Here is a 10,082-nt window from a genome sequence, read left to right as displayed (position 1 = left end):
ACGTCGTACGACAGCGACGATGTCGTTCCGCAGCGCCCGCCCCGCAGCGCCCGCCCCGCCCCGCCCGCGCACCCCGCGCGCACGCACCCGCACGACGCGCGCCGCCCACGCGCACGCACCCACGCGCCTCGCCCACCCGCGCCGCGCCCGACGTGACGTAACACGGCGGTGGCGGGGCGCGCCTCCCGGCAGACTGGACCCACGATGGACTGGCAGACGATCCCCGAGGACTCCGTGCCGTCCACCCTCGTGCCCGGAACCGAACTCGGCACCCTCGGCAAGCCTCCCGTCACCGGCGCCTGGCGCCCCGGCGACCACCCTGGTGCTCGGCACTTCGCGTCCCTCGGTGAGCAGTGGGTGCGCGGCGGCCGCATCCCGGCCGTCCGGGTGGCCTACGAGACGTGGGGGACGCTGAACGAGGAGCGCGACAACGCCGTGCTCGTCTTCCACGCGCTGACCGGCGACTCACACGTCGCGGGTCCGCCCGGCCCCGGACACCGCACGGCCGGGTGGTGGGGCGACGTCGTCGGCCCGGGGCGCGCGATCGACACCGACCGGTGGTTCGTGATCGCGCCGAACATGCTCGGCGGCTGCCAGGGCACCACCGGCCCGTCGTCGGTCTCACCCACGGGAGCCGAGTGGGGGTCCCGGTTCCCGTTCGTCACGGTGCGCGACCAGGTGGCGGTGCAGGCGCAGCTCGCCGACCGACTCGGCATCGGCACGTTCGCCGCGGTCGTCGGGGGCTCGATGGGCGGCATGCACGCGCTCGAGTTCGCGATCGCGCACCCCGACCGGGTGTCGCGCCTCGCGGTGCTCGCGACCACCGCGCAGACCACTGCCGACCAGATCGCGGCGAACTCGCTGCAGCGCGCCGCGATCCAGATGGACCCGGCGTTCGCGGGCGGCGACTACTACGAGGCCGATCCGGGTGAGGGCCCGCACCGGGGACTCGCCCTGGCGCGGCGGATGGCGCTCATGACGTACCGCGCCTCCGACGAGCTGAACGGCCGCTTCGCCCGGTCCTGGCAGAGCGACGTCTCACCGCTCGGCGACGACGGGCGGTTCTCGGTCGAGAGCTACCTCGACTTCCACGGCAACAAGTTCACGCGACGGTTCGACGCCTCGTCGTACGTGACGCTGACCCACGCGATGGACTCGCACGACGTCGGGGCAGGGCGGGGCGGTGTCGCCGCAGCGCTCGCGACGGTGACGGCACGGACGCTGGTGGTCGGGGTGTCGAGCGACCGGCTGTTCCCGATCGAGGACCAGCACCGGATCGCCGCGGGCGTGCCGGACACCCTCGACGGCGATCGTGCCGCTGTGATCGAGAGCGAGTTCGGGCACGACGGCTTCCTCATCGAGCACGAGGCGGTCGGGGCGCACCTGCGGCGGCTGTTGGACTGACGGGCACCGCTCCCCCGCGCTCGCGGCAACGATCGCGCAACCATCCGAACGCACGTGGCGCGCCGAACACCCCCCAACGGGTGTCGCGCGTGGAATGATGGCGTGGTGCTCGGCCTGACCGAGGCTCGGTTTTCCCGAGACCGAGGTACAGCCGCACGAGGTATCCCGCACGGGGTTTCCCGCACACGAAGTTTTGCCGCACACGAACAGATCGTCACCAACCAGGACATCGATGGACTTCATCGCACAGGAACGCGACCGCTTGCTGCGGTCGACGACCCGTGTCGTGGGCATCGTCTGTGCGCTCGTCTCGGTGATCGCCATCGTGTCCGCACTCGCCGTTCCGATCGTCCCGCTGCTCGGCGCCCTCGCCTGCATCGCGGTGATGGTCGGCGCACTGCTCGTGTTCGGCTGGAACAACTCGATCTGGTGGACGTCCCTCGTGCTCGCCGCGGGGCTCGGTGCCCTCGCGCTGCTGCTCCTCGGGTCCGACGAGTCCGCCCGACCGGTGATCGCGTCCGCCGTGGTGCCCCTCGCCGCCGGCAGCCTGTCCGCACCGCTCATGGCACAGCGCGGCCACCCGGTCGGTCTCGGGTTGACGATCGCCACCGGCGTCGTCGCGATCGTGTCGATCACCTGGGCGGCCGGCAGCATCCTCGCCGCGCCCGTCACCGGGGCGATCCTGGGCTGGGTCATCATCGCGGTCGTGACGATCTGGATCTCCCGGAGCATCCCGCGGGTGGCGCGCCGGATCTACAGCATCGGCACCGCGCACCGTGCCGAACGGCAGGCGAGCGAGACCGAAGCGCAGCGACGACAGGGGGCGCGCCTCCTGCACGACACCGTGCTCGCCACCCTCACCCTCCTCGCGCACTCCGGTGTCGGGGTGTCGGAGCAGGCGATGCGCGAGCAGGCCGCTGAGGACGCCCGACTCCTCCGGCACCTCCGCTTGGGCGCGACGCCGCAGCCGCAGCAGTCCGGCGACTACTCGCTCACCCGTGAGGAAGAGTCCCCGCTCGGGCAGACGCTCGAGTCCGTGAAGCAGCGCTTCGGGCGCATGGGGCTCGAGGTGAGCTGGCACGGCACCGGGCAGGTGCTGCTGCCGTCGAACGTGCTGGACGCGTTCCTGCTCGCCCTCGGGGAGTGCCTCGAGAACGTCCGCCGCCACGCCGGCGTCGGCGAGGCGCACGTCACGATCGTGCACGACGACGAGATGGTGCGCGCCATGGTGACCGACTCGGGCGTCGGTTTCGACCTCACGAGCGTCAGCGCGGAACGACTCGGCTTCAAGGAGAGCGTCGTGAACCGCCTCCGTGAGGTCGGCGGCGACGCCAAGCTCTTCTCCGCGCCGGGTTCCGGCACCACCGTCGTCCTGGAGGCCCCCCGATGAGCCGCATCCCCGAGGACACCATCAGCCGTGGCCTGCCCGGCGAGACGGTGCAGCCCGCACCGCGGACCCGACGGGAGGCGCGGGAGCGGTACCGGGGCAGCGAGCGTCGACAGGCGCGCGGCCTCCCCTCGACGTCGACCGGCGCGCGGTCGCTCCGCCAGGCCGCGAAGCCGGGCACCTCGCTGGGTGCCGGGTACCTCGGTCTCGGCGCCGCGGTGCTCACCGGCATCCAGGCCGTCGCCGGCATCGTCTTCTTCCTGATCCGCTGGTCCGACTTCACCGACCCCTGGTTGTCCGCGGCGGCCTGGGGCCTGTACGTCATCGCCGCGGTCGGTGTGGGGCTGAGCCTGCTCACCTACGGGGAACGCCTCACCGGCCTCGCGTTCGCGCTCATCTGCGTCGTGCTCGCCTGTGTCGTGACGCTCGACTTCGTCGGCATCTGGCCGGAGCACGACATCGCCCACACCGCCTCGGCGTCCGTCGCGGCCGGCTTCGCACTCCTGCCGGTCGCCACCCTCCGTCCCGGGCGGGAGGTCGCCGCGGCGATCGCCGTCCTCGGGCTCGCCTTCGTCGGCATGGCGGTCGCCTCCACCCCGATCACCAGCGACACGCTCCCCGCGATCGTCTCCACGCTGGCGCTCGTCACCGTGCCGCCGTCGATCGCCATCTTCGTCGTGCACCGGTTCCGCCAGCTCGTCCAGCGCGAACTCGACCGGGTGCTCGTGCAGAGCAACGTCCAGGCGCCGCAGTTCGCCGTCGGGATGCTCGCCTCCGACGAACTCGCCCGACTCGACCTCGCCGCCGAGAAGCTGCTCGACGCGGTCGCGAACGGCAGTGACCCCCTCCCGCTGTCCGACGCTTCCGCATCGGTCGCGGCCTCACTCGCGACGGAACTCCGGCTCCACCTCATCGAGGGGCGCCGTGAGACGTGGCTGTACCACGCGATCACGGAGTCCGACAACCTGGGCCGCTCCGTCAGCGTCGCCGATCCCCAGTCCCTCGCCGGGCACCTCTCCCCCGCCCAGCGCGACGGTCTGCTGCAGGCCCTCTGGCAGATGGTCGGCGACGGCAGGACGACCCAGCCCGGCGCGCCCGTCGTGTCCGTGACGCTCGGCCCCGTCGGCTCGGACGGACACCCCGTCACCGACGAGACCATGGACGTCCCGATCGTGTTCGAGTCCCGCGGCGTCCCCCGTCGCCGGCTCGGCCCGACCGCCTGGAGCGCCCTGCAACGCATCGGCCCGTACACCGACACCGTCCGTGACGGGGTGCTCCACGTCGTCGCGCACTGCGTCGTCGACCGACATCCGTCGATGTAGTCGTCGCACGGAACCGGCTGGCCCGACTGCCGGACACCCTGACCAGCCTGCCCGTGCCGTGTGGTCCGTGCCCCTAGGATCGGCCACGACAGCCCCCGAGAAAGGACGCCACCATGGCGACTCCAGAGGAACCGATCCGACTCGCACTCGTCGACGACCACAGGATGCTCCTCGGCGCGCTCACCGAGTGGATCCGGAACGCAGCCGACGACATCACGCTCGTCGCCGCGGTCACGACCTGGCCCGAGCTCCTCACGAGCCCGGCGTTCCCGGTCGACGTCGTGCTGCTCGACCTCGACCTCAAGGACTCGATCCCGGTCTCGTTGAAGATCTCCACGCTCAAGACCGCCGGCGTGAAGACCGTCGTGATGAGCACCTACTCCGAGCCGAACGTCGTGCGCGAGGCCCTCGGTGCCGGCGCCCTCGGCTACCTCGTGAAGAGCGAGGACGCCGAGATGATCGTCGAGGCCATCCGCTCCGCCCAGCGCGGCGAGCAGTACGTCTCCGCCGAGCTCGACCTGGCGATCAACAGCGGCGACGTCGGCGGCGTGCCGAAGCTCAGCGCGCAGGAGCGCCGCGTCATGGCGCTGTACGGCGGTGGCGAGCCGGTGAAGAGCGTCGCGTACCAGCTCGGCATCTCCGAGGAGACCGCGAAGAGCTACCTCAAGCGCATCCGCGAGAAGTACCGCGTGGCCGGCTTCGACGTCGGCACCAAGGTGGCCCTGCGGAAGCGGGCGATCCAGGACGGCATCATCGTGCAGGACGGCAGCCCGATCGGCCTGTAGGCCCGCCCGCTGCGGGACGGGAGGCGCGGTGCCGGCCCGCACCGCGCCGCTGGCGGTGCGGCGGGCGCCGACCTCACGGGGTGCGCGACACTTCACGCCCGCGCCGCCGCGTGAGGTGTCGCTGGGCGCGTGAACTCGTGCGGGGGGGCCGTCGCGCAGCAGCGCGCCTCGGCCCGCCCGCGCCTCCGGCGACCGCCGCCGACCTCACGGGCTGCGGGACACCTCACGCCGCCGATGGAGCGTGAGGTGTCGCTGAGCCCGTGAGGTCGTGCCCCGCGGCACGCCCCGCCGCGCCCACGGAGTGGCGCGGCGGGTCCCCGGCGCCGCGTCAGACGATCGGCACCGGCGACGTGATCGGCCCGGTCGACGGCGACGACGAGCGCAGCGCCGCACGCCGTGCGGTGCGACGCTCCGCCCCGTAGCTCACCATCGTCATGAGGACGCCGAGCAGCGCGAGCACGATGCCGAGCCACCCCGGAGCAGTGAAGCCGAACCCGGCAGCGATGACCGCACCGCCGAGGGCCGCGCCGAGCGAGTTGCCGATGTTGAACGCCGAGTGGTTGAGCGCAGCCGCGATGGTGCGGGCATCACCGGCGACGTCCATCAGCCGGGACTGCACCGCTGGCGGGATCGCGGACGAGGTCGCCCCGAGGAGGAACGCACCGAGGAAGACGCCCCACGCCCACTGCGCCGTGAGGACGGTCACGAGCAGCGCACCGATGAGCGCGAACATGCCGACGTAGATGGTCCGCTTCACGCTGTGGTCGGCCAGGTGCCCGCCGAGGACACCACCGACGACCATGCCGACGCCCACGACCACGAGGACGAGCGGGACGAACGACTCCGGCAGCCCCGTGACGTTCTGCACGAGCGGGGAGATGTACGAGTACACCGCGAAGAACCCGCCGAAGCCCACCGCGCCGAGCCCCATGACCATCCAGACCTGGGGCACCCGGAACGCACGGAGTTCCCGCCCGATCGTGGCGTGCTCGTCGCGGGCGCTGCGCGGGACGAACGCCAGGACGGCGAGGAACGTCAGCGCGAACAGCAGCGCGACGACCCCGTAGGCGACGCGCCAGCTGGCGACCTGGCCGACCCAGGTGATCGCCGGGACGCCCACGACGTTCGCGACGGACAGGCCGAGGAGCACCATCGCGATCCCCTTGCCCCGCTTGCCCGGGCCCATGATGTCCCCGGCGACGATCGAGGCGATGCCGAAGTACGCACCGTGCGGCAGCCCCGCGACGAACCGGGCGACGAGCACGAGGCCGAACGACGGCAGCACAGCGCTCGCGACCGTGGCGAGCACGAACCCGACGAGCAGGACGAGGATCAGGCCCTTCCGCGGGAACTTCGCCGACATCGCGGCGATCGTCGGCGCACCGACGACGACCCCGAGCGCGTAGGCGCTGACGAGCCAACCGGCGTGGGCGATCCCCGCTTCGGGGTCGACGCCGTACTGGTGCGGCAGGAGCGCCTGGGCGATGTTCGGGAGCAACCCCATCGCGACGAACTCCGTCGAGCCGATGGCGAATCCGCCGAGGGCGAGCGCGATGAGCGCGAGTGCGCGGCGCGCAGGCGTGAGCTGGGACATGGTGCCTGTTTCGGGACGGGAGGAGCGGGACGGGTTCCGGACGTCGACCCACGTGGGCCGGCTGGGACCGCCGGTGCGCGTGGTGAGCGCACCGGGCCTCCTGTCCGGGCGGACCGCCGTGACGGCGGACGCAGGGTGGACGGAGGACGGTCCGGGTTCAGCGCCGAACGGGGACGACCGACTGTCGAACAGCCGGTCTCAGCAGTGTAGACCGCTCCAACGCGGCAGCGGAAGCCCGCTCGCCGAATCGATTCGAGCCGCTCAGGCCGCGCGGCGCTCGACGCCCGCCGGCGCGGCCACCGCAGGCTCGGGCAGCTCGTCGCGGTGCACCCACCCGGCACCGCACTCGGTGCAGGTGGCCCAGGCGTGGTCGCCCTGCTCGTCCGTGTCGATGACGACCGTTCGCAGGTCGCAGTCGGGGCACCAGCCGTCGTGCATCATCACGCGCTCCTCGTCGTCTCGCGGCCACCCGGTGTGGCTCGACGGGCACCATGAGACACCCGACCACCGACATCCGCGGGAGGCCTCCGGCGTGTCGCGCGGTGTGGAGCCGACGTCCAGCGCCCGGCGCCCAGTCGGCACCGAGCGGTCGGACGACGCACCCGGCTGTCAGCCGGTGCCCATCGGTCAGTCGGCGCCCAGCGGTCAGTCGCCGCCCGGCGGTCAGTCCCCGAGCGCCGCCTCGAGCCGTTCGAGCTTGCCGTCGATCTCGCCCGTGTGCCCGGGGCGGATGTCGGCCTTCAGCACGAGCGACACCCGCGTGCCGTACTCCCCGACGGCCTCCGTGGCGCGCTTGACGACGTCCATGACCTCGTCCCACTCCCCCTCGACCTCCGTGAACATCGACGAGGTGCGGTTCGGCAGCCCGCTCTCGCGGACGATCCGCACCGCGGCGGCGACGGCATCGTGCACGGACCCGTCCGACGATGCGGAGGGGCCACCGGACGGAGCGACGGAGAACGCGACGATCATGCGTCCATCCTGCCCGGCTCGGCGAGCGGTGGCACGGCGGGGTCGGCCTGCGCGCCCGGCCGACGACGTGCGGCGAGTCCGAGGCGCACCACGGCGACGATGCTCCACACCAGCAGCGCGACTTCGAGCGCGTTCCGCAGCGTGAGCACGACGAGCACCCAGGGCTGCACGGTGAGCACCTGGTCGTAGAACCCCGGGTAGACGACCTGCGTCAGCACGGCCATCGGCAGCGCGGCCACGGCGACGGGGAGGAAGCGTCGGGCGCTCGGTCGACCGGCGACGAGTCCCCACACGATCGGGACGGCGAACCAGCCGACGTACTGCGGCGACCCCACCTTGTTCGTGGCGACGAGTGCGGCGACGAGCAGCAGGGCCAGCAGCGGCGCGGCCTCCGTCCGACGGGCACCGTGCCGGACGGCCCACAGCGCGAGCGACACCCCGGCGACCACGACGACCGCCATGAGCGGCGTCGACACGGCAGCAGCGGCGTGCGTGCCGGCTCCGGACACCTCGAACGTCAGGATCTCGCGGTCGTAGTAGACCGCCGCTCCCGGGACCCCTGCTGCGGCGGCCCACATGAACGGCGTCGCCAGGGGTGCCTCGATCTGGAGTGCCCGCCCGGTCTGCTGCCCGACGAAGGAGAACAGGTGCGCCGCTCCCCCGTACAGCACGTCGACGAGCACGATGAGCGCGGTGACCACGAGCGCCCCCGCGAGCACCCCGCGACGGTGCCCGCGGCGGAGCAGGAGCAGCACGCCGACGAGCGCCGCCGGCCAGACCTTCGTCCACGCCCCCGCGGTGAAGAGGGCCGAGGCGACGGCAGGACGCGTCGCGACGAAGGCCACCCCGACGAGCGCGAGGACCGTCGCGACCGTGTCGATGCGCCCGAGCCCGATCGGGCCGAGCGCGAGCAGGAAGGCGAGCCACCACCAGACGACGCGCACGCCGAGCGCGCGGAAGCGCCAGAGGAACCCGCACGCGACGGCGTCGAGCACGACCATGAGGACGAGCCACCCCGTGCCGATCGAGGCGACCCCGCCGAGCGCTGCGGCCGCCATCGGCACGATCGCGAGGATCGGGTACACCCAGTCCTCGTCGATGCCGACCCAGAACCCCGACGTGTGCCCGGTCTCGATCCAGCGCCGGTAGGTGATCGTCACGTCGCCGAGCGGCAGGTTCGCCGACACCGCCGTGAGGTACCAGAGCACCGCGTGCACGGCGACGAACGCCACGACGAACCCGACCAGCTCTGGCCACCGCGTCCGGCCGTCCGTCCTCTGCACCGGACGAGCGTAGCGGGCGCGGACACAGGCTTCGCCGAGCATGACGTGTCACCGTTCTGCTCGTGAGCTCGGACTCCCCGCACATCCCCCGCAAGCCGCGCACGGCAGTCGTCTGGATCGCCGGCGTCGCGGCCGTCGTCGGCATCGGCGTCGTCGCCGTGATCGTCGGCACGAACGTCTACACGAGCAGGGAGAACGCGAAGGCCTCGGCCGCCCCGTCCGTCGCGGCGTCGCGCGCACCCTCGACACTCGACCCCTCGGCGCTCGGCGGCGAGTGGACCGTCGGCGGTGACTCCGAGGCCGGGTACCGCGTGCACGAGGTCCTCAACGGCTCCGACGTCACCGTCACCGGTCGGACCGACAGCGTCACCGGCAGCGCCACGGTCGACGGGTCCGCCATCACGGCCGCCGAGGTCACGGTCCGCGTCGCCGACATCGCCACCGACTCCGAGCAGCGGGACTCGTACTTCCGCGACTCCGCCCTCGACACGTCGGCCTTCCCCACGGCGACGTTCCGGCTCACCCGACCGGTCGCCGACGCGGTCCCGAGCGGGTCGGCCACGACGGCGGTCGAGGCGACGGGGACGCTCACCCTGCACGGGGTCACGAAGACCGTCACCGCGAAACTGCAGGTCGGGTTGAACGGGGACGGCGTCGACGTGTCCGGCACGATCCCGATCACGTTCTCCGACTACGGCGTGCAGGCCCCGGACCTCGGCTTCGTGAAGGTCGACGACGCGGGTGCGGTCGAGTTCCTCGTCCACGCGACGCCCGCGCGCTGACGACACTCCGGCGCGTCACGTCGCGTACGCGCCCACCTGACGGACGGGAGGCGCGGCGTGTGCCCGCAACGCGCCTCCCGTCCGTCCCCGGGTCGTGTCCACCCCGCGCGCGCAACGAGCGACACCGTCGCTGTCGTACGACAGCGACTTCGTCGCCAGCTCGCAGCCGCAACAGCCCGCGCAGGCAAGGAACGACATCGTCGGTGTCGTACGACAGCGACTTCGTCGCATCGACTCGGCCGCGCCTGACAGCGCGCACGAGAGGCCCCGCAGGACAGGAGCGACGTTGTCGACGTCGTACGACAACGACTTCGTCGTCGGGCCGCGCCCGCAACAGCCCGCGAACGCAACGAACGACATCGTCGACGTCGCACGACAACGACTTCGTCGTCGAGCCGCGCCCGCGACAGCCCGCGCACGCAAGGAACGACATCGTCGCTGTCGTGCGACAGCGACTTCGTCGCATCGAGTCAGCCCCGCCCAATCGCGCCCAACCGCGCCCACCACCGCGCCCGGCCGCGCCCGCAACACCCCGCGCGCGCAACGAACGACA

At 72.5% G+C, this 10,082-nt stretch carries 9 protein-coding genes; 5 read left to right on the top strand and 4 right to left on the bottom strand.

Going from position 1 to position 10,082, the window contains the following annotated elements; genetic code table 11:
- The first annotated feature begins 204 nt into the window (after positions 1 to 204).
- The 4 genes from metX to ACTJKO_RS02185 all read left to right on the top strand — a co-directional run bounded on the left by metX (position 205) and on the right by ACTJKO_RS02185 (position 4,898).
- Complete coding sequence (metX, locus tag ACTJKO_RS02200; protein WP_440685224.1) at positions 205 to 1,404, top strand: homoserine O-acetyltransferase MetX; 1,200 nt, start codon at positions 205 to 207, stop codon at positions 1,402 to 1,404.
- Positions 1,405 to 1,636: 232 nt separating this feature from the next.
- Positions 1,637 to 2,794, top strand: coding sequence for a sensor histidine kinase (locus tag ACTJKO_RS02195; protein WP_440685222.1), 1,158 nt, complete (start codon positions 1,637 to 1,639; stop codon positions 2,792 to 2,794).
- Positions 2,791 to 4,113, top strand: coding sequence for a hypothetical protein (locus tag ACTJKO_RS02190; protein WP_440685220.1), 1,323 nt, complete (start codon positions 2,791 to 2,793; stop codon positions 4,111 to 4,113). Before ACTJKO_RS02195 ends, ACTJKO_RS02190 begins: the two co-directional genes overlap by 4 nt.
- A 113-nt stretch (positions 4,114 to 4,226) precedes the next feature.
- A complete protein-coding gene (locus tag ACTJKO_RS02185) occupies positions 4,227 to 4,898 on the top strand; it encodes a response regulator (protein ID WP_440685218.1) in 672 nt (223 codons plus the stop codon).
- Between the two features lie 328 nt (positions 4,899 to 5,226).
- On the opposite strand, the gene ACTJKO_RS02180 is transcribed toward ACTJKO_RS02185, so the two are convergent.
- The 4 genes from ACTJKO_RS02180 to ACTJKO_RS02165 form a co-directional block, all read right to left on the bottom strand.
- A complete protein-coding gene (locus ACTJKO_RS02180) occupies positions 5,227 to 6,492 on the bottom strand; it encodes an MFS transporter (RefSeq protein WP_440685216.1) in 1,266 nt (421 codons plus the stop codon).
- A 261-nt stretch (positions 6,493 to 6,753) separates the two neighbouring features.
- Positions 6,754 to 6,933 carry a hypothetical protein gene (locus ACTJKO_RS02175; RefSeq protein ID WP_440685214.1) on the bottom strand — a complete coding sequence of 60 codons (180 nt, stop codon included), beginning with the start codon at positions 6,931 to 6,933 and terminating at the stop codon, positions 6,754 to 6,756.
- Between the two features lie 222 nt (positions 6,934 to 7,155).
- On the bottom strand, positions 7,156 to 7,464 hold the full coding sequence (locus ACTJKO_RS02170) for a thiamine-binding protein (protein ID WP_440685212.1): 309 nt from the start codon (positions 7,462 to 7,464) through the stop codon (positions 7,156 to 7,158).
- Positions 7,461 to 8,747, bottom strand: coding sequence for a glycosyltransferase 87 family protein (locus ACTJKO_RS02165; protein WP_440685210.1), 1,287 nt, complete (start codon positions 8,745 to 8,747; stop codon positions 7,461 to 7,463). The genes ACTJKO_RS02170 and ACTJKO_RS02165 overlap by 4 nt, the downstream gene beginning before the upstream one ends.
- Positions 8,748 to 8,809: 62 nt before the next feature.
- Between ACTJKO_RS02165 and ACTJKO_RS02160 the strand changes: the two genes are divergently transcribed.
- Positions 8,810 to 9,529 (top strand): YceI family protein, encoded by a 720-nt coding sequence (locus tag ACTJKO_RS02160; protein ID WP_440685208.1) that lies wholly within the window; start codon positions 8,810 to 8,812, stop codon positions 9,527 to 9,529.
- The last annotated feature ends 553 nt before the right edge of the window (positions 9,530 to 10,082 follow it).

Source organism: Curtobacterium sp. 22159 (genome assembly GCF_052045775.1).
Lineage (GTDB): Bacteria > Actinomycetota > Actinomycetes > Actinomycetales > Microbacteriaceae > Curtobacterium.
This window is presented reverse-complemented; position numbering and strand designations above follow the sequence as displayed.